20 protein-coding genes are annotated in these 24,757 nt (G+C 73.1%); 11 read left to right on the plus strand and 9 right to left on the minus strand.

Features of this window, described 5'->3' with window-relative positions:
• Nucleotides 1–142 precede the first annotated feature (142 nt).
• Nucleotides 143–2,434 (minus strand): accessory Sec system translocase SecA2, encoded by a 2,292-nt coding sequence (gene secA2 / locus JQN83_RS07500; RefSeq protein ID WP_208566301.1) that lies wholly within the window; start codon nucleotides 2,432–2,434, stop codon nucleotides 143–145.
• A 649-nt stretch (nucleotides 2,435–3,083) separates the two neighbouring features.
• Here secA2 and JQN83_RS07505 point away from each other — a divergent pair.
• Together JQN83_RS07505 and JQN83_RS07510 are read left to right on the plus strand one after the other, a co-directional pair.
• Nucleotides 3,084–3,692, plus strand: coding sequence for a LysE/ArgO family amino acid transporter (locus JQN83_RS07505; RefSeq protein WP_208566302.1), 609 nt, complete (start codon nucleotides 3,084–3,086; stop codon nucleotides 3,690–3,692).
• A 32-nt stretch (nucleotides 3,693–3,724) separates the two neighbouring features.
• Nucleotides 3,725–5,611: a KedN5 family methylcobalamin-dependent radical SAM C-methyltransferase gene (locus tag JQN83_RS07510; RefSeq protein WP_208566303.1), complete on the plus strand. Its 1,887-nt coding sequence runs from the start codon at nucleotides 3,725–3,727 to the stop codon at nucleotides 5,609–5,611.
• A gap of 66 nt (nucleotides 5,612–5,677) precedes the next feature.
• Here JQN83_RS07510 and JQN83_RS07515 read toward each other — a convergent pair whose 3' ends face one another.
• Together JQN83_RS07515 and JQN83_RS07520 are read right to left on the minus strand one after the other, a co-directional pair.
• Entirely contained in the window at nucleotides 5,678–6,766 is a 1,089-nt protein-coding gene (locus tag JQN83_RS07515) for a zinc-binding dehydrogenase (protein ID WP_208566304.1), read from the minus strand.
• Nucleotides 6,759–7,793: a Gfo/Idh/MocA family protein gene (locus JQN83_RS07520; RefSeq protein ID WP_208566305.1), complete on the minus strand. Its 1,035-nt coding sequence runs from the start codon at nucleotides 7,791–7,793 to the stop codon at nucleotides 6,759–6,761. The genes JQN83_RS07515 and JQN83_RS07520 overlap by 8 nt, the downstream gene beginning before the upstream one ends.
• A gap of 252 nt (nucleotides 7,794–8,045) precedes the next feature.
• Here JQN83_RS07520 and JQN83_RS07525 point away from each other — a divergent pair, with 252 nt between their 5' ends.
• From JQN83_RS07525 to ctaD, 4 genes are all read left to right on the plus strand, one after another.
• Entirely contained in the window at nucleotides 8,046–9,026 is a 981-nt protein-coding gene (locus JQN83_RS07525) for a glucosyl-3-phosphoglycerate synthase (RefSeq protein WP_307799087.1), read from the plus strand.
• A gap of 100 nt (nucleotides 9,027–9,126) precedes the next feature.
• Nucleotides 9,127–10,284, plus strand: coding sequence for a glycosyltransferase (locus JQN83_RS07530; RefSeq protein WP_208566307.1), 1,158 nt, complete (start codon nucleotides 9,127–9,129; stop codon nucleotides 10,282–10,284).
• A gap of 112 nt (nucleotides 10,285–10,396) precedes the next feature.
• Nucleotides 10,397–11,125: an ATP-binding protein gene (locus tag JQN83_RS07535; RefSeq protein WP_208566308.1), complete on the plus strand. Its 729-nt coding sequence runs from the start codon at nucleotides 10,397–10,399 to the stop codon at nucleotides 11,123–11,125.
• Between the two features lie 89 nt (nucleotides 11,126–11,214).
• Complete coding sequence (gene ctaD, locus JQN83_RS07540; RefSeq protein ID WP_208566309.1) at nucleotides 11,215–13,221, plus strand: aa3-type cytochrome oxidase subunit I; 2,007 nt, start codon at nucleotides 11,215–11,217, stop codon at nucleotides 13,219–13,221.
• A 73-nt stretch (nucleotides 13,222–13,294) separates the two neighbouring features.
• Here the strand turns inward: ctaD and JQN83_RS07545 are convergent, their stop codons facing one another.
• The 4 genes from JQN83_RS07545 to JQN83_RS07560 form a co-directional block, all read right to left on the minus strand.
• A complete protein-coding gene (locus JQN83_RS07545; RefSeq protein ID WP_208566310.1) occupies nucleotides 13,295–14,434 on the minus strand; it encodes a SigB/SigF/SigG family RNA polymerase sigma factor in 1,140 nt (379 codons plus the stop codon).
• Nucleotides 14,435–14,768: 334 nt separating this feature from the next.
• Nucleotides 14,769–16,172 (minus strand): hypothetical protein, encoded by a 1,404-nt coding sequence (locus tag JQN83_RS07550; protein ID WP_208566485.1) that lies wholly within the window; start codon nucleotides 16,170–16,172, stop codon nucleotides 14,769–14,771.
• 133 nt (nucleotides 16,173–16,305) lie between these two features.
• Entirely contained in the window at nucleotides 16,306–18,069 is a 1,764-nt protein-coding gene (locus JQN83_RS07555) for a thiamine pyrophosphate-binding protein (protein ID WP_208566311.1), read from the minus strand.
• On the minus strand, nucleotides 18,062–19,180 hold the full coding sequence (locus JQN83_RS07560) for a baeRF2 domain-containing protein (RefSeq protein ID WP_208566312.1): 1,119 nt from the start codon (nucleotides 19,178–19,180) through the stop codon (nucleotides 18,062–18,064). Before JQN83_RS07560 ends, JQN83_RS07555 begins: the two co-directional genes overlap by 8 nt.
• A gap of 175 nt (nucleotides 19,181–19,355) precedes the next feature.
• On the opposite strand from JQN83_RS07560, the gene JQN83_RS07565 reads away from it, so the two are divergent.
• Nucleotides 19,356–19,898, plus strand: a complete 543-nt coding sequence (locus JQN83_RS07565; protein ID WP_208566486.1) for a hypothetical protein — start codon at nucleotides 19,356–19,358, stop codon at nucleotides 19,896–19,898.
• Between the two features lie 196 nt (nucleotides 19,899–20,094).
• On the opposite strand, the gene JQN83_RS07570 is transcribed toward JQN83_RS07565, so the two are convergent.
• Nucleotides 20,095–20,430: a DUF3817 domain-containing protein gene (locus tag JQN83_RS07570; protein WP_208566313.1), complete on the minus strand. Its 336-nt coding sequence runs from the start codon at nucleotides 20,428–20,430 to the stop codon at nucleotides 20,095–20,097.
• Between the two features lie 163 nt (nucleotides 20,431–20,593).
• Here JQN83_RS07570 and JQN83_RS07575 point away from each other — a divergent pair, with 163 nt between their 5' ends.
• The 4 genes from JQN83_RS07575 (at nucleotide 20,594) to JQN83_RS07590 (ending at nucleotide 22,993) form a co-directional block, all read left to right on the plus strand.
• Nucleotides 20,594–22,072, plus strand: a complete 1,479-nt coding sequence (locus JQN83_RS07575; RefSeq protein WP_208566314.1) for a glutamate-cysteine ligase family protein — start codon at nucleotides 20,594–20,596, stop codon at nucleotides 22,070–22,072.
• Between the two features lie 68 nt (nucleotides 22,073–22,140).
• Nucleotides 22,141–22,620, plus strand: a complete 480-nt coding sequence (locus tag JQN83_RS07580; RefSeq protein WP_208566315.1) for a DUF2975 domain-containing protein — start codon at nucleotides 22,141–22,143, stop codon at nucleotides 22,618–22,620.
• Nucleotides 22,620–22,841, plus strand: coding sequence for a helix-turn-helix domain-containing protein (locus tag JQN83_RS07585; RefSeq protein ID WP_208566316.1), 222 nt, complete (start codon nucleotides 22,620–22,622; stop codon nucleotides 22,839–22,841). Before JQN83_RS07580 ends, JQN83_RS07585 begins: the two co-directional genes overlap by 1 nt.
• Nucleotides 22,838–22,993, plus strand: a complete 156-nt coding sequence (locus JQN83_RS07590) for a hypothetical protein (RefSeq protein WP_208566317.1) — start codon at nucleotides 22,838–22,840, stop codon at nucleotides 22,991–22,993. Before JQN83_RS07585 ends, JQN83_RS07590 begins: the two co-directional genes overlap by 4 nt.
• 45 nt (nucleotides 22,994–23,038) lie before the next feature.
• Here JQN83_RS07590 and JQN83_RS07595 read toward each other — a convergent pair whose 3' ends face one another.
• Entirely contained in the window at nucleotides 23,039–24,610 is a 1,572-nt protein-coding gene (locus JQN83_RS07595) for a pentapeptide repeat-containing protein (protein ID WP_208566318.1), read from the minus strand.
• Between the last annotated feature and the right edge of the window lie 147 nt (nucleotides 24,611–24,757).

A 24,757-nucleotide genomic window follows, 5' to 3' on the forward strand; every position in this document is an offset into this window, starting at 1 on the left:
CACCGGCGTCGTTGCCTGTGTCATCGTGATGATCTCTCCCCCGAGTCGTGGGCCCCGGGCTACTACCCTGGCAAAACCGGATCGAAACCGCGTAAAGGAACCCCTCCGGCGCGTTTCGCGCCGGAGGGGTTCCCCGGGCCGCTCAGCGGGCGGCGGCGAGCCGACGACCGACCGAGGCGATCAACCGGTCCAGCTCCGAGCCGAACGGGTTGTCGTGCACCAGGTACGTCCAGGTCGCGCTGGGCCGCACCAGCTTGGCGGCGTCCGGCTCCCAGTCCTCGGCGAACTCGGTCTCCTCGAAGGTCGCCAGGGTCCGCGTCTCGATCTCGGGGATGAGGTTGGTGAACGCCGGCACCGCCGCCCGGTGGAACTCGTCGAGCGGGTCGAGCCGGCCCAGCGCCCGCAGGTGCACGCCCTCGCGGACCTCGGACAGCTCGGCCAGGTGCTCCGCCCAGAGCCGGTCGGTGTGGTAGAGCGCGATGGAGCGGGCCACCCGGGCCAGCAGGTCCTCGTCCATCTCGCCGGCCTTGTCGGGCATCCGGTCGAGCAGCATCAGCGCGGCCACGTCCGAGGTGAGCAGCCGCTCCCGGCGCTCGGCCAGGGCGATGCGCTGCTGCTCGATGACGACGCTGTAGCGCCAGGTGTTGCGGTGGATCTCGTGGTTGACGCCCTCGGCGACCCGCTGGGCGTGCTCCACCGCGTAGTCGACCTGCTCGTCGGTGACCAGGCCGTCGGCGTTCATCCGGGGCGAGGCCGGGATGGTGTCGCCGGCGTGCCGCACGACCAGGTCGTCCTCCAGGCTGGTGAAGAAGACCGAACCGCCCGGGTCGCCCTGCCGGCCGGCCCGACCACGCAGCTGGTCGTCGACCCGACGGCTGTCGTGCCGGCCGCTGCCGATCACGTAGAGGCCGCCGAGTTCGGCCACCCGCTCCTGGTCGACCTGCTCGCTGCCGCCGAGCCGGATGTCCACGCCCCGGCCGGCCATCTGGGTGGAGACGGTCACCGCGCCGTACGCGCCGGCCTCGGCGATGATCGCCGCCTCCTCGTCGTCGTTCTTGGCGTTGAGCACCACGCACGGCACCCCGGCGGCGCGCAGGCCGGCGGCGAGCCCCTCGGACTCCTTGACGTCGAGGGTGCCGACCAGCACCGGGCGGCCCGCCTCGTGGCAGCGCCGGATCTCGTCGATCAGCGCCTCCTCCTTCTCCGCCCGGGTCGCGTAGATCCGGTCCGGCTCGTCCTCGCGGACGCAGGGGGTGTTCGGCGGGATCACCGCCACCTCGAGGCCGAAGAACTCGCGGAGCTGGTCGCCGACCAGCACCGCGGTCGCCGTCATGCCGCACAGCTTGGGGTAGCGCGCGATGTACGCCTGCACGGCGATGGTGCCCAGCACCTCGCCCTCGGCGGTGGCGTCCAGCCCCTCCTTCGCCTCCACGGCGGCCTGGAGGCCGTCGGGCCAGCGGCGGCGCTGGGCGACCCGGCCGCGCATCTCGTCGATCAGCTCCACCGAACCGTCACGGACGATGTAGTCGACGTCGCGGTGCAGCAGGGCGTGCGCGTGCAGCGCCACGTTCACCGCGGAGAGCTGGCCGACGTGCTCGGTGTCGTACAGGTCGATGCCGCCCAGCTTGGCCTCGACGGCGGCCAGGCCCTCGGTGGTGAAGGCGACGCTGCGGCCGTCCTCGGCGACCGTGTAGTGCCGGCCCCTGCGCAGGCCGCGCACGAGTGCGGCGGAGGCGTGCACCGGGTCCTGCTCGCCGGTGGTCGAGCCGGCCAGCACCATCGGCACCCGGGCCTCGTCGATCAGGATCGAGTCGGCCTCGTCGATGATCGCGGTGGCCAGCGGCGGCTGGACCCGGTCGGCGATGTCGGTGACGAGCTGGTCGCGCAGGAAGTCGAACCCGGCCTCGCTGACCGAGACGTAGGTGACGTCGCAGCCGTACGCGGCCCGCCGCTCGGTCGGGGTGGAGGCCTCGTTGACCCAGCCCACGCTCAATCCGAGCAGCCGGTAGACCGGCGTCATCCACTCGGCGTCCCGGCGGGCCAGGTAGTCGTTGACGGTGAGTACGTGCACCGGCCCGTTGCCCAGCCGGACGTGCCCGTAGGCGGCGATGGTGGCGGTGAGCGTCTTGCCCTCACCGGTGGCCATCTCGGCGACCTTGCCGGACAGCAGCGCCATCGCGCCGAGCAGCTGCACGTCGTACGGCCGCTGGTCGAGGCCCCGGCGGGCGGCCTCGCGGCCGACGGCACAGATCTCGGCGTACTCCGTGGCCGCACCGGCGGCCTCGGTCAGCGCGTCGTCGTCGAGCGCCGACAGGTCATCCTCGCGCGCGGCGATCCGCGGCAGCAGCTTCTCCAGCGGAGCCAGGTCGACCGTCGTCCCGGGGCGCTGGAGGAACCGGCGGAACCTGCTCTTCAACCGTTGCGACACACCCATGAGCGGCAACGGTACGCGAACCAGCGCGGAAAAGGCTGCCCGGTTGGCCCGACGCGGGCCCGGTGTCCCGTTCCCCACCCGTGCGGGCAGGTCAGCGCGGGTGCCGGCGGGTCCGGGTGGCCGCCGGTCGACCGGCGGCGACCGACGCGGTGGACTGGCGGGCGTCGATCCGGGGGCCGGTCCGGCCCGCCGGGCGGGGACGCGGTGGCCGGAGCACTCCCGATCCACAATTCCCACCTTATGGGACGTGTGAGCGGCGGATTCGGCGGCGGACGGCGGGCCCACGGCGACGGGGGGCGAAGATCCGATAGCCCTCCGTAGTTGCAGGTCAGTTCACCCCATCGCCACCGCACAACCGCCGGGGCGACGCGATCCGGACGCCGGTCGCCACCACGGGTGCCGCAATTATCCGGCGTCGGGGGCGCGGGTGCTGGCGGACACCCGGTACATTGACTGCTGTTGCTCCCGGGCAGGCATCCCAGGGGGAGGAGAATGCCATCCCGACTTCCGCTGGATCCGCTGTCCAATGCCCGCGACGGGCGGTCGAGCAACCCCGGTGCGGCACGCCGAAGACGGTTGGCGATTCGCCGTACCCGAACCGCTACGATCATTACTCTCACTATTCCGCCGGGGGGCTACGGGTAGGAGTATGGACATCTTTTTCGCCGGCCTGTTGCTCGGGCTGGCCATGATAACGCCGATCGGTCCACAGAACATCTTCCTCATCAACCAGGGCTTCAGCGTGGGCATGCCACGGGCCTGGGTGGCGGTCGGTGCCGCGGGCGTCTGCGACACCGTCCTCATCGTCCTGGGCGGCGCCGGCGCCTCGGCGGTGCTGCAGAGCGTCCCCGGCCTCAAGACGGTGCTGCTCGTCGTCGGGGTCGGCTTCCTGAGCTACCTCGGGGTGCAGTGCTTCCGCACCAGCACTCGCGGGCCGGACGCCCTGGCCACGGGTGGTCTGCCCTGGACCCGGGTGGTGGCCCGGTGTGCCTCGGTCTCGGTGCTCAACCCCCACTCGGTGCTCGACGTGGTGGGTGTGCTCGGCGTCGCCATCGCCACCCAGACCCCGGACGACCGGCCGGTGTTCGCCGCCGGCACGGTCAGCGCCTCCTGGGTGTGGTTCATCGTCCTCACCTCCGCGGCATCCTCCCTGCGGCGCTGGTTGACCCCGCAGCGTCGGCAATGGATCGATTGGCTCTCCGGTTCGCTGCTGCTCCTGTTCGCAGCACTGTTCGCCATCGAAGCGGTACGCGGTTAGTCCCTCCTATTCGCGAACGGAGACACCGCACCATGTTCAAGATCGGATTGGTGCAACAAAGCGCATGGGACCTGCCCATCGATTCCATGCCACTGGCGGCGGGATATCTCAAGGCGATCCTCGACGCCGATCCCGACCTCGGTTCCGAGACCGACGTGCAGATCCACAACCTGCGCGGTGGCTGGTCGATCACCGAAATGGCCCGAAGGATATTCGCCAGTGAGCCGCCGGACATTCTCGCGTTCTCGGTGCTTGGGTGGAACTACCGGAACTTCGCCTGCCTGGCCGACCTCTACAAGCAGCTGAAGCCGGGCGGCACCGTGGTCTTCGGCGGCAACCACGTCAGCCACCAGGGGCCCCGGGTGTTCCGCGAACACCCCGCGGTCGACGTGGTGGTCAACGGGGAAGGGGAACTCACCTTCCGTGACCTGACCGCCGCGATCCTCGCCCGCCCCGGTGACCCGGCGCTCGACACCGTGGCCGGAGTCTCCTACCGGGACCCGGACGGGGCCTGCCACACCACGGAGGACCGGCCACGGATCGAGAACCTCGACGTGATCCCCTCGCCGTTCCTCACCGGCGCCATCCCCCTGGTCGACCGCAACGGAGCGTTCCCGTACGAGTTCGCGCTGCTGGAGACCAACCGGGGCTGCCCGTACAAGTGCTCGTTCTGCTACTGGGGCGGGGCGACCGGGCAGCGGGTGCGCTCGTTCTCCCGGGAACGCCTCGCCGAGGAACTCGACCTGTTCGGCTTCCACCAGGTGCCCACGGTCTTCCTCTGCGACGCCAACTTCGGCATGTTGGAGGCCGACGAGGAGTTCACCGAGGACCTGCTGAGCACCAACGCCCGGTACGGCTTCCCGACGGCGCTGGAGGCCAACTGGGCCAAGAACAAGTCCGAGCGGTTCCACCGTATCGTGCGGACCCTGCGGGACCGGGGGTTCAAGAGTTCGTTCACGCTCGCCCTCCAGACGCTGTCCGACGAGGCGCTGGGCGACATGCAGCGGCGCAACATGAAGCTCAACCAGTGGGAGGCGCTCGCCGACTGGCTGGCCCAGGAGAAGATGGAGGCGTTCGTCGAGTTGATCTGGGGAGCGCCCGGCGAGACCACCGCCTCGTTCTTCGACGGCTACGACCGCCTCGCCGAGAAGGTCCCCCGGATCGCGGTCTACCCGTTGCTGCTGCTGCCCAACACGGGCTACAGCGAGCAGCGCCAGCTGCACGGGTTCGTGACCGTCCGGGGCCAGCACGACGACTTCGAGTACGTGCTGGCCAACCGCACCTCGACCCTGGCCGAGAACTTCGCCATGCAACGCTTCATGTACCTGGCCCGCATCCTCGGCGAGAACCAGTACTTCCGGCGGCTCTGGCGGCCGGCCCGCCTACTCGGCGGGCTCACCCAGAGCCAGGTGATCAACAGTCTGCGGGACTTCATCGAGGCGTCGGCCCACCCGGCGGTGGTGGCGTTCCGGGAGAGCTTCCCGATCATCGCCGAGTCGCCGGCCGTGGCGGCCGGACACCGGATGCTCTACAGCGAGCCGGCGCTCGACGAGCAGATCGAACGGTGGTGGAACGACGCCGTGGTCAGTCGCTTCCCGGCCGACTGGGCCGAGTTCGGCCGGGAGCTGTACCGCTTCGAGCGCTGGAGCCGCCCGGTCTACCAGCCACCGGGCGCCACCCGGCCGGCCGGCTGGCGGGTCGACGGCGAGGAGTACGCCAGTGACCCGGTCACCTTCCCCATGCCGGTCGCGGAGGTCCTCGCCGCCCTGGCCGACGGCGACCTGACCGCCCCGCGCGCCGCGGTGACGACGTACGAGTTCCGCAGCACACGCGGGTTCTACCAGCACCTGGACAACCACGAGACCGGGGCGCACTACTTCGCCCGGGCCGTGCCGCAGGTGACCGCCGACGCGCGGTGACCTGCGGTACCGGTCGCGTGCGGTGGCCGGCCCACCGCACGCGACCGGTCCCCGGTGGGGTGCCGGTCAGCCGGTGAGCACCACCTGGAGTTCCTGGCGACGGCGTTCGGCCAGGTCGGTGAGGAGGGCGGGTCCCTGTGCGAACGGGACCACTGCCGAGATCAGGTGGGTGCGGATCAGGTCGCCGTACCGGCGCAGCAGGTCGATCGTCTCGGCGGAGAGGCGTTCCCGGTCCCAGGTGGGGGCGAGACCCCGGGGCACCCGGCCGATCTGTGCGCAGCGCAGCGACAGCCCGTTGTGGTGGAACTCCTCACCGAGCCGGACGGCGTCCGCGCCGCCCTGGTAGAACGCCAGGTCGATCACGGTGCCCTGGGGGCGCAGCAGGCGCAGCGCCAGGTGCAGTGCCCAGTCCTGACCCCGGCACTGGAACACCACGTCGGCGCCCCGGTCCCCGGCGCTGTGGTGCCACCGGGTCTTGAGCACCACGGCGGGGTCGTCGGCGTCCGGGTCCAGGGTCTGCAGGCCGAGCGCCTCGGCGACCTGGCGGCGCTGCGGCGTCGGGTCGACCACCACCACCGAGGCGGCACCGTGCTGCCTGGCGAACAGGGCGGTGAGCAGGGCGACCACCCCACCGCCGACCACCGCGACCCGGCGGCCGCGCACCCCGTCGCCGAGCGAGCGGACGTCGGTGCCGTACAGGTCGGCGGCGGCGTGCAGCAGCCCGTTGGCGCAGATCGGGCCCATGTGGGCCACGTAGACGCCGAGCAGCGGATCGAGGTCGTCGGGCAGCGGCACGAACCGTTCGGCCAGCGGGTCGGCGACGTACCCGGTGCGGTGGCCGTAGGTCATCGCACCGACGGTGCCGACGGCGATCGCCGGGGTACGGCTCTGCACCACCTCGGCGACCTGCATGTAGCCGAGCCGGGTGACCGGGTACGGGGTGCTGGCCGTTCCGGGCCGGAACAGGCCGAGGCCGGTGTCGAAGGTGACGTTGAGGTAGGGGTTGGTGCCCTTGACGAAGCTCAGCTCGGTGCCGGCGGAGATGCCGCTGTAGCGGGTCCGCACCCGGATGGTGCCGTCGCGCAGCTCACCGGCCTCCTGCTCGGCCAGCTCGACCCGTCCCGGTCCGCTGACCACCACCACCGTGTCACGCATCGACGGTCACCCCCGCGGGTGTCGCCGGCACGCCGCCGGCCACCGACGTCAGGGCGGCCGGGCCGGTGGGCAGGGTGACGGGGCGACCGGTGCGGGCGCTCTGCGCGACCGCGACCGCCAGTCGCTGGGTGCGCAGCGCCTCCGCGTACGGCACCCGGATGTCGTCGCCGACGCCGGTGACCGCGTCGACGAAGGCCCGGTCGACGGCGACCCGGGCATCGTCCGGGTCGGCCGCCAGGTGGCGTTCCCCGTCGGCGTCGCGGATCGTCAGGCCGTCCTCGGCCAGGGACAGGGCCAGCCCGTCGGCGAGGATCTCCAGGCCGGCGCGGTGTTTCCAGCCGAGCACGCAGGCGGCGGCGAGGGTGCCCACCGCCCCGGAGGCGAAGCGCAGCGTGGCGGCGGTCACCGAGTCGATGTCGGCGTCGTCGACCGGCGGCGGGCTGCCGTCGCCGTACGCGGTCACCTCGACGGCCTCACCGGCCAGCACGCGGATCAGGTCCAGCACGTGGGCGGCCTGCTCGACGACCGGGCCGCCGGAGCGGTCCCGCACCGCCCACCAGGCCACCGGGGGCACCTTGTCCAGCCAGGCTCCGTTGACCATCCGCACCGGGCGGTCGGCGAGCAGTTGCCGGGCCTGCTGCACCACGTGCAGGTGACGCCAGTGGTGTCCGACGGCGGTGAGCAGCTGCTTCTCCTGGACCAGGGCGGCGATCCGCTCGGCGGTGTCCAGGTCGGCGGCGACCGGTTTCTCCACGAACATCGGCACCCCGGCTGCGATCACGGCTTCCTCCACCGGCCCGTGCGCGAACGGGGGCACGCAGACGTAGACGGCGTCCGGGCCGGCGGCCAGCAGTTCGTCGACGTCGGCGAAGACGTGCGCGGAGTGCGCGGCGGCCAGTTCCGTCGCCGCGTCCCGGGCCACGTCGGTGACGCCGAGCAACTCCACGTCGGCGAAACTCCCCAGCACTCGGGCGTGGCGTTGCGCCACCCCGCCGGCCCCGACCAGCCCCACCCGGCACGTACGCATTCTTCGGCCCTCTCGACGCGGTCATGACCAACGCCGTCAGCACTCCCCCCGGTGGGCCGGGGCGAAACCCCGGGGTCGTCGCGCAACACAGCGTTCACCTGCCGGGAACCGGCCGGTGGAACCGACGTGATCAAGCTGTTAGGGATTATCCGGTTAGCGGTTGTGCGGGGGTGGGAAAACCACATCCGGGTTTTCCGCCATGGATCTGGGGGTTTGCCAGTGCGGGATACAACACCGATCGTCTCTCCTGTCGTGGAGGCGTGGGCCACCTATCGAACGACGTCGGCGCAGGACTGGCCCACGCGACGGCTGATGCGGGCGAAGGGAGAGAACCGGGTCAGCGTCGTGCTGCCCGCCCGCAACGAGGAAGCCACCGTCGGGGCGATCGTCGCGACGATCCGGGAACACCTGATGGACCGGGTTCCCCTGGTCGACGAGCTGATCGTGGTCGACTCCCGGTCGACCGACCGGACCGCACAGGTGGCCCGGGCCGCCGGCGCGGAGGTGGTCGGTCAGGACGAGATGACCCGGGGGCTGCCCCGGCTGACCGGCAAGGGTGACGCGCTCTGGGCCGGCCTGGCCGCCGCCGAGGGCGACGTCGTCGCCTTCATCGACGCCGATCTGCGGGAGTTCCGGCCGCACTTCGTGACCGGCCTGATCGGTCCGCTGCTGGTCGATCCGTCGGTGGAGTTCGTGAAGGGCTTCTACCACCGGCCCCTGGTCGGCACGACCAGCGTCGAGACCGACGGCGGCGGACGGGTGACGGAGCTGATGGCCCGGCCGCTGCTGAACCTGTTCTGGCCGGAGCTCGCCGGCTTCGTGCAGCCCCTGGCGGGCGAGTACGCCGGCCGGCGCGAGGTGCTGGAACGGGTGCCGTTCGTCACCGGTTACGGGGTCGAGACGGCCATGCTGATCGATCTGCTGGAACTGGTCGGCCTGGACGCGTTGGCCCAGGTCGACCTGGGCGAGCGCAAGCACCGGCACCAGGACACCGCGGCCCTGGGCCGGATGTCCGCGCAGATCATGCACACCGCCTGGGCGCGGTTGCAGCGGCGCGGCTGGGCCGCCCCGGGCACCAGCCCGGGAGCGCTGCTGACCCAGTTCCGTCGGGGCGGCTCGGAGGCGCTGCCGAATCTCGACCGGGAGATCGTCGTCAACGACGTCTCGGTGCAGGAACGTCCACCCCTGGCCGAGCTGCGGCCCCGGCTGCCGCGGCGGCGGGTGGCCGCGTGACGACACGGCGGGCCCTCCGACGCGACACCGGCAGTGCCACCCGACGCGCGGGGTCGACACCCGCCCGGGACTCCCACCGTCCCGAGAGGATTCCCCGATCATGAGTCTCACCGTGTTGATGAACGCCGGCCCCTGGCTGTCCGTGCCCCCACCCGGCTACGGCGGCATCGAGAACGTCATCGCCACCCTGGTGCCGGAGCTGCGTCGGCTCGGGGTGAAGGTGGTGCTGGCCTCGGTGGGGTCGAGCACCCTGCCGGTGGACGAGAGGTTCTCGGTCTACGACGACGGGCAGTTCGCGGCGTTGCAACGGCCCTACAACCAGGTGTGCGGGGTGTCCCAGGCGCACCTGGCCGGGGTGGTCCGGCAGGTACACGGCCGCGACGACATCGACCTGGTGCACGACCACGTGGAAGCCGTCGGGCTGGCCACCCTCGCGGCGATGGGGCCGGCCGCCCCACCGGTGCTGCACACCCTGCACTGGGACCTCGCCAAGCACCCCGAGCTGTACGGCAACCTCGACGCCGGGGCGCGGGTCCGGGTCAACGGGGTCTCCGCCGCCCAACTGGCCCGCGCACCCCGGGCACTGCGGGCGCACTCGGTCGGGCACGTGCACCTGTCCACCCCGCTGGCCGTGCACGCCGACCGGGCGCCCCGGCCGGCAAAGGGTGACTACACGATCATTCTCGGCCGGATCAACCCGGGAAAGGGCCAGGACGTGGGCGCCCGGCTGGCCCGGCGCACCGGGGTGCCGCTGGTGCTCGCCGGCCCGGTCGGGCCGTACCACCGGCCGGCGGACCTGGCCGCGGCGGGTGAGGAGGCCCGGCAGAACCCGGACGTGCGGTTCTTCTACGACCAGGTCGCCCCGCACGTCGACGGTGACCTGGTCCGCTGGGTGGGCACGGTGGCCGGCCGGGAGCGCGACGACCTGCTGGCCGGGGCGCGGGCGTCGTTGTTCCCGCTGCGCTGGGAGGAACCCGGCGGGACCGCCGTGGTGGAGTCGCTGGCGTTGGGCACGCCGGTGGTGGCGACCGGGCGGGGTTGCCTGCCCGAGCTGATCGTGCACGGGCGGACCGGCCTGCTCACCGACGACGAGGAGGAGCTGGGTGAGCTGTTGCTGGCGGCACGCCGGCTCGATCCGGACGAGTGCCGGCGGGAGGCCGCCGAGCGGTTCACCCCGGCGGTGATGGCGCAGCGGTACGTCACGCTCTACGAGACGGTCCGCGCCGGGGCCCGCAAGCCGCAGCTCCAGGCCGCCTGAACCACCGACCCGACCGGGTCCGGACCGTCCTCGGTCCGGGCCCGGTTTCGTTCCCCGGGACCGCGGGTACCTGGCGGTTCTGCCCAGCACCGCGAGCGGAATCGAGGGGCCGATGGCCAGCCGGATCACCTGCGAGGTCCACGACGAGTCACCCGTGACCGTCGTACGCCTCGCGGGCGCACTCGACCTGGGCACCATGCGCGCCGTACACACCGTGCTGGACCGCTGCCTGGCCACGCTGCCGGACGCGTTGGTGGTCGACCTGGGCGGGGTGACCGTCGCCGACCGGTTGGCGCTGTCGGTCTTCGCCGCCACCGCCCGGCAGGCCGCGGACTGGCCGGCCGTGCCGGTGGTGCTCTGCTCCCCCCCGCCGGACGCCGCCGCCTGGCTGGCCACCTCCACCGCCTGCCGGGTGGTGCCGGTACGGCAGGACTGCGCCGAGGCGACCCGGCTGGCCGGGGCGAGGGCCGCACCCCGGTTGCGGGTCCGGTTGGATCCGGTGGCGGGGGCCTGCCGGCGGGCCCGTGAGCTGGTCGGTGACGCCTGCGCCCGGTGGAACGTCCCGCACCTGGTGGAACCGGCGTCGCTGGTGCTCAGTGAGCTGGTCGGCAACGTGGTGCGGCACGCCCACACCCCGATGCGGATCACGTTGACCCTGCACCAGCCGTACCTGCGGGTGGCGGTCGCCGACGGCAGCCGGGCGGTGGCGCGCGCGGCCAGCCCGGACGTGACCGCCGAGGGCGGCCGGGGTTTGCTGCTGATCCGGGACATGGCGCAGCGCTGGGGCAGTTCCCCGCTGGCCGACGGCAAAGTGGTTTGGGCACTCCTGCCCGCGAATTGACCGAAATTCCCTCTCTCGCCTGGTTACATGGGCGGAGGGACGGGTAGTCGCGCCCGTCCTTTCTGTCGTCACGACGGGGTGAGAGAGCCATGCCCAGACGGGTAACCACGGAACCCGCCCGAGACCGCGGCCCGGCGATCCTCGCCCCGGCCCGGTTCGGTGGCTTCCCCGGACCGGTCCGCCCGGCGCTGCCCGGGAACAAGCTGCTGCGGCTGCTCGGCACCACCGACGCCAAGCAGATCGGCCTGCTCTACCTGGCCACGTCGTTCGTGTTCTTCCTGATCGGCGGCGTGCTGGCCCTGCTCATCCGGGCCGAGCTGGCCCGGCCCGGGATGCAGTTCCTCTCCCCCGAGCAGTACAACCAGGCGTTCACCATGCACGGCACGATCATGCTGCTGCTCTTCGCCACCCCACTGGTGTTCGCCTTCGGCAACTACATCGTCCCGTTGCAGATCGGCGCACCGGACGTGGCCTTCCCCCGGCTCAACGCGTTCGCGTACTGGCTGTACCTGTTCGGCGGCACGATGGTCGTCGGCGGCTACCTCACCCCCGGTGGTGCGGCCGACTTCGGCTGGACGGCGTACAACCCGCTCAGCGACGCGACGCACTCCCCCGGCATCGGGGGGAACCTGTGGGTGGTCGGCCTGGTCGTCTCCGGCCTGGGCACCATCCTGGGCGCGGTCAACCTGATCACCACCACGCTGACCCTGCGCGCGCCCGGCATGACCATGTTCCGGATGCCGATCTTCACATGGAACATGCTGCTCACCGCCGTCCTGGTGATCCTGGTCTTCCCGCTGCTGGCCGCCGCGCTGCTGGCGCTGGGCGCGGACCGGCTGCTCGACGCCCACGTCTACGACCCGGCGACCGGCGGGCCGATGCTGTGGCAGCACCTGTTCTGGTTCTTCGGCCACCCCGAGGTCTACATCGTGGCGTTGCCGTTCTTCGGCATCATCACCGAGATCATCCCGGTCTTCAGCCGCAAACCGATCTTCGGCTACACCGGCCTGGTGCTGGCCACCGTCGCGATCACCGTGCTGTCGATGACAGTCTGGGCGCACCACATGTTCGCCACCGGCCAGGTGCTGCTGCCGTTCTTCAGCTTCCTCAGCTATCTGATCGCGGTGCCCACCGGGGTGAAGTTCTTCAACTGGATCGGCACCATGTGGAAGGGGCAGCTCACCTTCGAGACGCCGATGCTGTTCGCCGTCGGGTTCCTGGTCACCTTCCTGCTCGGCGGCCTGACCGGGGTGCTGCTGGCCAGCCCGCCGGTGGACTTCCACGTCACCGACTCGTACTTCGTGGTGGCGCACTTCCACTACGTGCTGTTCGGCACCATCGTGTTCGCCGCGTTCGGCGGGGTCTACTTCTGGTTTCCCAAGATGACCGGCCGGCTGCTCGACGAACGGCTCGGCAAGCTGCACTTCTGGACCATGTTCATCGGCTTCCACGCCACCTTCCTGGTGCAGCACTGGCTGGGCGACGAGGGGATGCCCCGCCGGTACGCCGACTACCTGCCCGACGACGGCTTCACCACGCTCAACATGATCTCCACCGTCGGGTCGTTCGTGCTCGGCGCGTCCACCCTGTTCTTCCTCTACAACGTGTGGAAGTCCTGGCGCTACGGCGCGCTGGTGACGGTGGACGACCCGTGGGGTTTCGGCAACTCCCTGGAATGGGCCACCACCTGCCCGCCCCCGTTGCGCAACTTCGACCGGATGCCCCGGATCCGCTCCGAGCGGCCCGCCTTCGACGCCAAGTACGGCCCCCTCGTCGCCGACCTCGGCCGGGACCTGCCGCAACGCACCACCCGGCCACCGCAGCACCTGCACGACGAGCTGCACCACGAGCGGCACGTACCCGAGTCACCGGCGGCCGAGGGCGCGCACGGGGCCCGGGAGGCGGTGGAGTACCAACCCGCCCCGCAGTCCGGCGCCCGCCCGGTGGAGGTGCCCGAACCGGAGGACGTCCGCCGTCCCGGCTTCGCGCACTCCGACGCCCCGGACGACGACGGCCCCGGCGGTGCGAACCCCGACACCCCCGAACGGTGGCGGCACCCGCACAGCACGGACGACGACGACCCCGGACGGCGCTGACCCGCAACGGTCGTCGGGCCGGCACCCCGTTCGGGGGTGCCGGCCCGATGTTCCCCCGCCGGCCGGAGCCGGGTCAGGCGTCCACGGTGGCGGGCAGGCCGGCGGCGGCCAGCGACCGTCGTACCGCCGGCTGGGCCCGGGTCAGCCGCAGCGGCACCCCGGTCCGGATGGCGGCGTCCCGGCCGGCCACCAGCGCGGCGATGCCACCGGCGTCGACCCCGCCCGCTCCGTCCAGGTCCACCACCAGCTCGCGGGGCTGCCCGGCGACCGCCTCCAGCATCATCCGGCGCAACTGGTCCGCGCCGTCGCGGTCGATCTCTCCCCCGACCTCGACCACCGTCCGCTCCGCGGTGCGTCTGACCGCGATCCGGTTCCGGCCGGTCTCCGTCTCGGCGGTGCCGTTCTGCCAGGGCGGCGGGGTGTCGGCGAGCATCGCCTGACGCAGCCAGGTCAACGCCCGCGACAGCAGCCGGGACACGTGCATCTGGGAGATGCCGAACCGGGCGGCGATCTCGGCCTGGGTCTGGTTGCCGTAGAAGCGCATCGCCAGGATGCGCCGCTCCCGCCAGGGCAGCCGGTGCAGCAGCCCGCTGACCGTCACCCGGTCGTCCACCGACTCCAACGCGTTGTCCGACTCGCCGACCAGGTCACCGAACTCGGCGGAACTCTCCCCGCCGACCGGCGCGTTGAGCGAGGCGGGGCTGTAGCCGGCCGCCGACTCCAGGGCGGCGAGGATCTCCTCCTCCGGCGTCTCCAGCCGGGCCGCCAGCTCGGCCACGCTCGGCGCCCGGGACAGTTCGCTGGTCAGCGCCGAGGTGGCCTGCCCGACCTCCAGGATCAGGTCGCGCAACCGCCGGGGCACGTGCACCCCCCAGGTGCGGTCCCGGAAGTGCCGCTTGATCTCACCGACGATGGTGATCGCCGCGTACGCGGTGAACGAACCCCGCTCGGGGTCGTACCGGTCGACGGCGTTGACCAGGCCGAGCCGGGCCACCTGCTCCAGGTCCTCCAACGGCTCGCCCCGCCCCCGGTAGCGGCGGGCCAGCCGGCCGGCGAACGGCAGGGCGAACCGGACCAGGTCCTCGCGGGCCTCGCCCCGACGCTCCGGTGGCAGGCCGGCGATCCGCGCGGCGTACGCCAGCGCGGCGGCGTCCAGATCCTCCAGACCCCGTTCGGTCGGAGGTGGTGTGGTCGTGGTGGTCTGTCCGAACATCCGCGCCTCCCTCAGGAAGGTCCCCCGCCCGGATCGAGCCGGTCGTGCGCGTGGTGGCACCACGCACCGGGTCGGAAGTGGGGTCACGTGCCGCGCCGGGATCGCCGGACGCGCGGAGGCGATGACCGGTCGCCACCCGGCGTGATCGCACCGTCGCGGCGAGCGGTCTTCCCGCTCCCCAGGTACTCAACCACGCGGCCCCGGGTTCGCGAGGATGTTTCGGTGTGCCCGGTCCGGCCCGACGGCGCGGACACCCCGGGCGTCCCCTTTCCGGGTTACCGGCTGCCCGTCGCCCGCCGGAGCGGGCGGTGTCGGCGCCGGACGGGCCGGCCGGTCAGGACACGGCCAACCCCAGCGGGGCACCCGCGTCCCGGAGCCCGGCCAACGCGTCGGCCACGCTCAGCGGCGGCGGCGTCGGCAGGTCGTACGGCTGACCGCGCAGCACCTCGGTGGCCCGCCGGGTGGCCACCGAGGCGACCGGGTAACCGCGGGCGGCGGTGCGGTCCAGGGCCCGGCGACGACGGCCGAACGCCGCCACCGCCAGCCACTGCGGCAGCCCGGCCAGCGCCGGTGAGCGCATCCCCGGCGACTCGGGCAGCACGTCCACCGAGCTGAACGGCTCGCTGCCGGCGAGCCACCACTCCACCTCCTCGACGCTGCGTCGGGTCGCGTTCTCACACCAGTACGGCACCAGTCCCGCCCGTACCACCTGCCACGGGTCGAACAGCCGGCCGCACTCGACCACCAACCGGTCGCCGGTCTTGCCGGCCCGACGCAGCCACCGGCGGTACAGGTCGGCAGTCGCCGCGCTGAGCGCCCCGGGGTGCGGCGTCTGCACCTGACGCAGCTCGTGCCCCCGGCTGCGGGCCCAGTGGTCCAGCGTGCGGGTGAAGCCCGGTTCCACCCCGTGCTCGGCGGGCTCGCGGGCGGCGGTGACCGCCGGTGGCTCCCAGCCCTGCCCGGTCCCGCCGACCGCCCGCAGCACCTGACGCAGGGTGGGTGAGTCGGTGTGGAAGTCCACCGGTTCCAGCCCGCTGGCCGGGGAGCCGAGCTGGAAGCTGTGCCCCTGCCCGGAGTCCGACACCGGCCACCGACGGCCGTCACCGACCAGCAGCAGCGCCGCCCGGGGCGTCAGCCGGTCGGCCAGGAACCGGGCGTACGCCACCGGCAACGCCCGCCACCGGGCCACCAGGCTGATCGCGACGCCGGCCAGCGCGCCCCGGCTCGCCGGGCAGTGCACCTGGCGGACGTGCAGGTCGGGGTTGCCGGCGAGGACCCGGGCGGCGAACGCGGCACCCTGGTCCAGGGCGGCACCGGGCCGGTCCACCGCGCCGCGCGTCCAGTGCGCGGTCATCTCGAACCCGGTGGGCAGCCAGGGCACCCCCAGCGCCACGGCCAGGTGCACCGCGGCGGCGTGCGGGGAGCCCAGCACCAGCGCCGGATACCGATCCCGGGGGTACTGGTCGACGATCCACCGGGCCACCCGTTCCCCGTCCACCTCGCCGGCCTGTGCGGCGGTGAGCGCCACCCGGCCGGCGGCCCGCGCGGCGGCGGCCCGGCGTACCGGCTCCGGCGCGGGGGTGAACCGTGACGGCGGGCTCGGCTGGCCCAGGTCGGCGCAGTCCACCCCGCGCAGGGCCCGGGCGGCGGCGGCCACCAGCACCCGCGCGGGGCTGCCCACCGCCACGACCCGGTCGCCGGCCAGCCCCGCACCCTGGGCCGTCGGTCCCGCCGGCACCACCGACGCCGGTTCCACCCCGCCTCGATCACTCACCACGCAGCCCGGCTTCCCCTCCCTCTGGGGTCTAAACGGGGCATCCCGCCCCGTCGGGCGCAATCCCCGACCCGGGGGTGCACCGGCGACGACGGTGCTAGACGAGGTCCTCGGCCTCGACGACCGACCGCTCGGCCGACATCATCCGGTCCCGGACGCGTCGGACGGCGTCGCCGTCGGCGAACAGGCCCCGCAGGTCGGCCAGGGCCGGTTCCGGCACCCGCAACGGCACGCCCGGGTCCACCACCGCCTCCAGCACGCACGGCCGGTCGGCGGCCAGCGCCTCGTCCCAGGCCGCGCCGACCAGCTCCGGCCGGTCCACCCGGACACCGTGCAGCCCGAGCAGCCGGGCCCAACCGGCGTACGGCACGTCGGCCCGCCGCCCGGCCACGCCCGGCACCCACCCGCGGTGGTCCAGACCTCGGTGGTCGCGGTCGTTGAGCACCAGCACCACCAGCCGGGGATCGGCCCACCCCTGCCAGCGGTGGGCCACGGTGATCAGCTCGGCCAGCCCGTTGAGCTGCATCGCGCCGTCACCGAGCAAGGCGATCACCGGCTCGTCCGGGCGCTCCAGTTTCGCGGCGAGCGCGTACGGCACGGCGCAGCCCGGCGAGCCGAGTGCGCCGCAGAGCTGCGCGTCGACCCCGGGCGGCAGTTCCAGGTGGCGGGCGTACCAGTAGAGCACCGAACCGACGTCCACGGCGACCGACCCGGTGCGGGGCAACCGGGTGGACAGCTCGTGCAGCACCAGCTGCGGGTTGACCGGTTCGGCCGTTTCGGCGGCGCGGGCGGCGGCCTCCGCGCGCCACCGCTCGACGGAGCCCTCGACGGTGGCCCGCCACTGCCGGTTGGGCCGGTCGGCGACCTGGGCCAGCAGCGCGCGCAGGGTTTCGGTGGCGTCGCCGACCAGCGGCACGTCCACCGGGTACCGGCTGCCGATCCGTCGCCCGTCGATGTCGATCTGGATGGTGCGGGCCTGACCGGGCATCGGGAGGTAGTCGGTCCACGGGTCGTTGGTGCCCACCAGCAGCAGGGTGTCCGCGCCGCCCATCAGCTGGGCGGCGGCGGTGGTGCCGACCGCACCGAGCACCCCGGTGTGGAACGGCAGCCGCTCGTCGAGCACCGGCTTGCCCGGCAGTGAGCTGGCAACGCCGGCACCCAACCGGTCGGCCAGCGCCGCGATCTGCCCGGCGGCACCCCGGGCGCCCTGCCCGACCAGGATCGCCACCCGCGCTCCGATGCTGAGCAGCGCCGCGGCGGCGTCCAGGTCCGCCTGGTGGGGCAGCACCCGGGCCAGCGGTTCGCCCGGCGTCGCGTTGAGCACCCCCACCGTGTCCGGTTGCAGGTCCGGCACCACGGCGAGCTGCAACGCGCGGGGCAGCACCACGCAGGTCGGGCTGCGGGTCGCCGCGGCCGTGCGCAACGCCTGGTCGAGCAGGGCCGGCACCTGGGCCGGGGTACGGCCGTAGCGGACGAACTGGTGGCAGACGTCGCCGAAGAGCCGGCTCAGCCCGATCTCCTCGTGCACCTCACCGAGCGGTCCGGTGACGTCCTCCCCGAGGATCGCCACCACCGGCCGGCTGTCCAGTTTCGCGTCGTACAGACCGTTGAGCAGGTGCACCGCGCTGGGGCCCTGGGTGGCCACGCAGACCCCGATGCCGCCGGTGAACTTGGCGTGCCCGGTCGCCATGAAGGCGGCGGCCTCCTCGTGCCGGGCGGGGACGAACTCCGGGTCCCCGCCCGCGGTGTCCAGCGCCTCGATCACCGGGGCGATCGCGTCCCCCGGGCAGCCGAAGGCGCGGGGCACCCGCCAGGCCCGCAACCGGTCCACCACCAGCTGCGCGACCGTACGGTCAGCCATGGTCGCGTCCCGGCGTGGCCGGGTCGACGTAGCGCAGCACCGCACCGATCCCGTCGGCCAGTTCGGGGGCCTCGTCCGGCCCGAGAACGGTCAGGTCCGCGTCCGTGCCGACCAACGCCCGGACCAGTGCCGCGTCGGCGCGGACCCGTTGCGGGTCGGACACGGCGGCGAGCTGGCCGGGGGCGGTGGCGATGTCGGTCGGGCGGGGTCCGATCCACAGCTCACCGACGGCCGACGGGTCGTCGACGAGCAGCATCGTGTCGACCTGGTTGCGTTGCAGGGCGGCCACCACGGCGGCCAGCCCCGCACCGACGTCCTCCTGGGTGCCGAACCGGTCCAGCGCGGCGGTGACGTGCTGGTCGGCGACCTCGGCGATGGTCTGCACGGTGACGTCGTCCATCGCGGCCGGGTCGGCGCCACCGGCCCGGGAGCCGGCGTCGGTGCGCACCACCACGTCCTGCCAGCGGGCCGGCAGCTGCGCGGTGATCATCCCGGTGGCCCTGATGTCCCCGGCGACGACCACCACGTCCGCGCCGACCCGGTCGGCCAGTTCGGCGGTGGCCGCGGCGGCGTCACCGGCGTTGTGGTGCCAGGCTTCCAACGCGGCCCGCTGGTAGCGGGACTGGGACCAGCCGCCGGGTTGCACCCGGCGCAGCGGATAGGTCTGCCGGCCGCTGACGTGGGCCCGTCGGGGCACCCCACCGGCGCTGACCGCGACCGCGTCCGCGCCGGTGCGGTCGGCGAGGACCCGCACCCAGGCCACCTGTTCCCCGCGTTGCGCCAGCAGGGGCATCACGTGCGGCAGCGGCGTGTACGCGGCCAGGTCGCGCAGTGGTGGCGCGGCGAGGTACTCGGACACCACCACCCGGCCCCGACTGGCGAACGCGGCCAGCCCGTAGTCGCCGGGCATCGGGTCGTGACCCCGGACCACCCGGTCCAGGGCCGCGATGGTCGGCTCGTCGGCGCCGTCGGCGGCGAGTTGTTCGGCCAGGGCCCGCCAGCGTAGGTCCAACGCCGGACGCGCGTCCTGGGTGTCCCGGGAGGCGTCCAGGTAGACCGAGCACCACGGCCCGGGACGGTCGTAGAGCGGGCGCAGGAAGGACAGCTGCATGCTCGACCCCTTTCCGGCTCGGCCGCCCGCTTACCCGGGCTGCCCGGGATGTCACCTCGGCCCGACCACCAGCCGAAGCGCCTCACCCACCGTCGTCCGTGTCGTGACTCTCCGGTTCATTCACGTCGTTCGACCCGTTTGCTGGATACCATCAGTGAACGGAAAGGGACTCTCGGTGGTGAACATGGACAGCGATCTCCGAAACCGGGTGGTACGCCCCACCCAGCGGATACTCACCGGGCGGGTGGTCCGATTCATGGACGGCTACCCCCGCGAGGTCAGGATCGGCCAGCCGGTGCTGGTGGCGGTGCTGACCGCGGCGAGCGTGGCGGGTCTGCTGGTGCTGCTGGTGCGGACCGCCCTCTCCCGGGCCGGCGGGGGCGCGCGCCGCACCTGGAAGGACCTGAAAAAGGGTCCGGAATTCCTGGTCACACCGCTGCGGGTGCGCGACGACAAGGGTCTGCTCTATGAGGTGGAGTTGCACGGGCACCTGCCGCAGAGCGCGGTGCACCCGTCCGACTGGGTGCAGCTGACCCTGCAGCCGCAGGACGTCGACCTGCCGCCGCGCATCGAACGGATCGTCAACCTGACCACCGGTCAGCTGCTCACCCCGCGTACCGCCACGGTGTGGAGCCACCTGGGCCCGCCGCTGCTGATCCAGGCGGTGCTGGGGGCGGTGCTGGTGCTGCTGGTCGCCGCCGCCGTGGTCCTCACCTGACGGCGACCCGTCCGATCGTCACCCGCCCCGACGGCCGGGCCCGGCCGGGCGGCCCGGTCGTGGGTGGGTCCCGGCCCTCGTGGGTGGGTCCCGGCCTGCATGGATGGGTCCCGGCCCTCGTGGGTGGGTTCCGGCCCGGTCGACTCCCGGCGTCGGCCCGTCGCGGGGTGTCCCCGCCGGGCGCGCACGCGGGCGGTCAGCCGACGGGGGTCAACGGACGCTGCTCCCCGGTGGTCCGCAGCAGGCCCCGGCGGGCGGCCCAGCGCTCGAAGAACAGGGTGGCCAACGGCGGCACCGCGCAGACCAGGGCGACGACGGTGACCCCGAGGGACCACCGGTGCAGCCGGGCGACGGCGAGCACCAGGAGGCCGTACGCGACGAAGAGCGCGCCGTGGATCGGCCCGAAGACCTTGACGCCGATCTCGTTGCCCGGCGGGCCGTACTTGACCGCCATGCCGACCAGCAGGGCCAGCCAGGAGCACGCCTCGGCGACCGCCGCCGCCACGAACAACCGGGTCACCTTCTCGCGCATCGGGTCATGGTAGCCAGCCGCCGTCGGCGGCCGGCGCGTGACGACCGGGAGGCGACGGGGATCACCCGGGCCCCCGATGGGTACGTAGGGGGTCCTTCGGGTCTTCCCGGTCCGTCCGGGACGTGCGAGGTTGACAGGACCAACGGTGACAGGGCGGGTGGCCATGGGTGAGGAAGTCGGAGCGCGCACGTTCAGCCGGGAGGACCGGGCCCGCTACCGGGAGAAGGTCCGCCGGTGTCTGGACGTCTTCGCCGAGATGCTGCGGGAGTCCCGGTTCGACGTCGAGCGGCCGATGACCGGCCTGGAGATCGAGCTGAACCTGGTCGACGACGACTCCCGGCCGACGATGCGCAACGCCGACGTGCTGGCCGCCGTCGCCGATCCCAGTTTCCAGACCGAGCTGGGCCAGTTCAACGTGGAGATCAACGTGGCGCCCCGACGACTCGTCGGCACCGGCACGGCCGAGTTCGAGTCTCACGTGCGGGCCAGCCTGAACGCCGCCGAGGAGAAGGCCCGCACGGTCGACGCCCACATGGTGATGATCGGCATCCTGCCGACCCTGGAGCCGGGGCACCTGACCGCCGGGGCGTTGTCGGCGAATCCGCGCTACGCGCTGCTCAACGAGCAGATCTTCGCCGCCCGTGGGGAGGACCTGCGGATCGCGATCAGCGGGGTGGAGCGGTTGGCGACCACCGCCGACACCATCACCCCGGAGGCGGCCTGCACCAGCACCCAGTTCCACCTGCAGGTCAGCCCGGTCGACTTCGCCGCCTACTGGAACGCCGCCCAGGCGGTCGCCGGGATCCAGGTGGCGCTGGGCGCGAACTCCCCGCTGTTCTTCGGCCGGGAGCTGTGGCGGGAGACCCGGGTGCCGCTGTTCCAGCAGGCCACCGACACCCGCTCGGAGGAGATCAAGGCCCAGGGGGTACGCCCACGGGTCTGGTTCGGTGAGCGCTGGATCAACAGCGTCTTCGACCTGTTCGAGGAGAACGTGCGCTACTTCCCGGCGCTGTTGCCGGTCTGCGACCCGGAGGACCCGGCGCAGACGCTGGCCGCCGGTGGGGTGCCGAGGCTGGCCGAGCTGCGGTTGCACAACGGCACCATCTACCGCTGGAACCGGCCGGTGTACGACGTGTGGAAGGGCCGCCCGCACCTGCGGGTGGAGAACCGGGTGCTGCCGGCGGGGCCGACGGTGGTGGACACCATCGCCAACGGCGCGTTCTACTTCGGGCTGGTCCGGGCGCTGGCCGAGTCGGACCGGCCACTGTGGTCGCAGATGTCGTTCAGCGCGGCGGAGGAGAACTTCACCAGCGGGGCCCGGCACGGCATCGACGCGCAGGTCTACTGGCCGGGTCTGGGCTATCTGCCGGCGACCGAGCTGGTGCTGCGCCGGCTGCTGCCGTTGGCGCACCAGGGGTTGGACGGGTGGGGGGTGGATCCGGCCGAACGTGACCGGCTGCTCGGCATCATCGAGCAGCGCTGCCTGACCGGACGCAACGGCGCGAGCTGGCAGGTGGCGACGTTGCACCGGTTGGAGTCCGCCGACCATCTCGACCGCCCGGAGGCGCTGCGGGAGGTGGTCCGTCACTACGTCGAGCTGATGCACAGCAACCAGCCGGTCCACGAGTGGCCGGTCCCCTGACGGTGTCGGGTCACCGCCCACCCGCCGAGTCGATTGACTTTCGATAGCTTCCGAGCGATAGTCGATACATGACGACAGCGCGTTGGGCGGTCACCGCCCTCAGAGGCTTCCTCGTGGTCCTGTTCGCGGTGCTGGTGCTGTTCCAGACCATGTCGCTGCCCGGCCAGTTCGCCCACCTGGCGCGCGAAGCACCCGAGCAGGCCTACCTGCGCTGGCCGGCCACCGCCGTGACGGTGTTCTGGGTGCTCTGCGTGCAGGTGGTGATCGTCGCCACCTGGCGGCTGCTCACCCTGGTCAGAAACGACCGGATCTTCAGTGAGTCGGCACTGGCCTGGGTGGACGCCATCGTCTGGGCCGTCGCCGCCGGCTGGCTGGTGCTGGTGGGTGTCTTCCTCTACGTCGGGTTCCACGCCGACGACCCCGGGCTGCCGATGCTGCTGTTCCTCCTGTCGGTCGGCGTCACCGTGCTCGGGCTGCTGATGGTGGTGATGCGGGCGCTGCTGCGGCAGGCCACCGCACTGCGCACCGACCTGGAGGCGGTGATCTGATGCCCATCGTCGTCCGCATCGACGTGCAACTGGCCAGACGCAAGATGAGCGTCGGCGAGTTCGCCGAGCGGGTCGGGCTGACCCCGGCCAACGTGGCCGTGCTGAAGAACGGCCGGGCCAAGGCGGTGCGGTTCAGCACGCTGGAGGCGATCTGCCGGGTGCTCGACTGCCAGCCGGGCGACCTGCTCGAATTCGTCGACGACGAGGAGCCGACACCGTGAGGTACCTGTCCGCCATCGTCGCCGTCGTGGTCCTGGCCGTCGGGCTGGCCGGCGTCGTACTCGGCGAGTCCGACGACTCCCCCGGGCTCCAGTTCCTGGGCGGCCTGCTGGTCATCGGCGCGATCGCCATCGGCGTACGGGTCCTGCGGTAGCGCCGGCCGGGGCCGGATCGGTTCAAGGACGCCGCGCGGTGACGCTCACCCCGGGGGAGACGCCGTCTCGTCGACCACCATCCCGGAGTGACCCACCACCGCGCCGAGGACCTCGCGCACACTGCGTCGGCGGTCGAGGCGTGCCCCGGCGAAGCTGACGGGACCGTGGAACGTCGCCTGCCCGTCGCCGCCGCCGAGCCGGAAGGTCGCCCCGGTGAAGACGCTCCCCGCGAACCCGGTGTCGCCGTGGAACTGGGCGCCGGTGAAATCGGCGTGGCCGACGTGGCAACCGCCGAGGTCGAGGTCGACCAGGGTGGCCCCGCAGAGCATGAGGTCCGTTCCCGGCCAGTGCGGCGGCCCGCCCGGGGCGGGCGTCGACGGACGCAGCCGCGCCGCGAGCATCCGTTGCGCGGTGCGCCGCAGCTCCAGCTCGGCGGCCTGCCCGTCGGTGCGGGGCCCGGCCAGGTCGAACGGCAGCGGGGTACGCAGGTAGCCGCAGACCGCGTCCACCACCCGCTGCCGCAGCTCCGGCCGGGCGTCACCCAGGTCGGCGAGGACCGCCAGCCCCGCCCGGCGCACGTCCGGGTCGGCGTCGGCGAGCTGACCCGAATACGGGCGGACGGCGTCGTCGGGCACCACCTGCGCCCCGTCCGGCCCGGCCGGTGCCGGCGTCCAGCCGAGCGGCCAGCACACCGGCCCGTCGTCGGCCGTACCGGCCCAGGTCGCGCCGGTGAGGTCCACGCTGGGTTGGTCGAGGTGGACCGGCCCACCGAACCGGGCCCGTCGGAACGTCGCGGCGGCCCCGAACCGCGCCTTGAAGAACCAGGCCGGACCGGCGAAGCGGGCCTGCCGGAACGACACCGGCCCGACGAACCGGGCACCGTCGCCGCCCTCGCTCCACTCCTGGTAGTCACCCATCAGCACGGCGACGGGCCAGTGCGGGTCGTCCTCGTTCGGCTCGTCCCAGGGTGCCGGGGAGGTCTCCTCGATGGTCTCCCAGGCCGGGTCGTCCTCCCACAGCTCGTCCTCGCCCCGGCCGAACCAGGCGAACGCGGCGAACCGAGCCCCGGTGAAGTCGGCGTCGGCGCGGAACCGGGCCCGACCGAATGCGGCGTGGCCGAGGAACCGGGCCCGGGTGAAGCGGGCCGGGCCGGACCAGACGGTGCGGGCGAAGTCGGCGTCGCCGGTGAACCGGACGTCGGCGAACGAGGTGGTCCCGAGGAACCGGGCGTCGGCGAACCGGGCCGCGCCCAGCACCGCGCGGGAGAGGTCGAGGTCCACCAGGGTGGCCCCCCACAGGTCGAGGTCGGCGGCGGGCGGCGGTTCCGGATCGGCGGTCGGGTCCGCCGGCCCGGCCGGGGCCTCCGCCGCCGGGCGCAACAGCGCGGCCAGCACCCGGCCCGCCTCCCGCCGGGCGTCGGCGTCCCACCCGTCGGCCCCCACCGGTGCCCGCAGCCCGTCGGCGAGAGCCGCGACCGCCCGGGGTCGCAGCCCGGGGCAGCCGGACACCAGTTCGCCGAGGCCACGCAGGGCGACGATCCGGCCCGCGCCGGTCTCCTGCACCACCGCGCGGAGGGCTACCTGGAACGCCACCGAGTACGACTCCCCGACCGTCACCCGACCTCCCACCCGAGCCCTCGCCGGGGACGCCCCCGGCGTCGCGCAGGATAGCCGGGCCGACCGACAGCCACCCCAGCCGGGCGGCCCGGTCAGCCGCCCCCGGTGGGCGCGGTCAGCCGTCCCGGGTGGGCCCGTCAGCCGCCC

It is taken from the genome of Micromonospora antibiotica, from assembly GCF_017599305.1.
Lineage (GTDB): Bacteria > Actinomycetota > Actinomycetes > Mycobacteriales > Micromonosporaceae > Micromonospora > Micromonospora antibiotica.

Coding starts and splice junctions, on each gene's coding strand:
- JQN83_RS07585 (WP_208566316.1), top strand. CDS start 22,620: ATGCCCATCGTCGTCCGCATCGACGTGCAACTGGCCAGACGCAAGATG.
- JQN83_RS07505 (WP_208566302.1), top strand. CDS start 3,084: ATGGACATCTTTTTCGCCGGCCTGTTGCTCGGGCTGGCCATGATAACG.
- JQN83_RS07560 (WP_208566312.1), bottom strand. CDS start 19,180: ATGCAGCTGTCCTTCCTGCGCCCGCTCTACGACCGTCCCGGGCCGTGG.
- JQN83_RS07545 (WP_208566310.1), bottom strand. CDS start 14,434: ATGTTCGGACAGACCACCACGACCACACCACCTCCGACCGAACGGGGT.
- JQN83_RS07555 (WP_208566311.1), bottom strand. CDS start 18,069: ATGGCTGACCGTACGGTCGCGCAGCTGGTGGTGGACCGGTTGCGGGCC.
- ctaD (WP_208566309.1), top strand. CDS start 11,215: ATGCCCAGACGGGTAACCACGGAACCCGCCCGAGACCGCGGCCCGGCG.
- JQN83_RS07535 (WP_208566308.1), top strand. CDS start 10,397: ATGGCCAGCCGGATCACCTGCGAGGTCCACGACGAGTCACCCGTGACC.
- JQN83_RS07570 (WP_208566313.1), bottom strand. CDS start 20,430: ATGCGCGAGAAGGTGACCCGGTTGTTCGTGGCGGCGGCGGTCGCCGAG.
- JQN83_RS07510 (WP_208566303.1), top strand. CDS start 3,725: ATGTTCAAGATCGGATTGGTGCAACAAAGCGCATGGGACCTGCCCATC.
- secA2 (WP_208566301.1), bottom strand. CDS start 2,434: ATGGGTGTGTCGCAACGGTTGAAGAGCAGGTTCCGCCGGTTCCTCCAG.
- JQN83_RS07520 (WP_208566305.1), bottom strand. CDS start 7,793: ATGCGTACGTGCCGGGTGGGGCTGGTCGGGGCCGGCGGGGTGGCGCAA.
- JQN83_RS07580 (WP_208566315.1), top strand. CDS start 22,141: ATGACGACAGCGCGTTGGGCGGTCACCGCCCTCAGAGGCTTCCTCGTG.
- JQN83_RS07575 (WP_208566314.1), top strand. CDS start 20,594: ATGGGTGAGGAAGTCGGAGCGCGCACGTTCAGCCGGGAGGACCGGGCC.
- JQN83_RS07530 (WP_208566307.1), top strand. CDS start 9,127: ATGAGTCTCACCGTGTTGATGAACGCCGGCCCCTGGCTGTCCGTGCCC.
- JQN83_RS07515 (WP_208566304.1), bottom strand. CDS start 6,766: ATGCGTGACACGGTGGTGGTGGTCAGCGGACCGGGACGGGTCGAGCTG.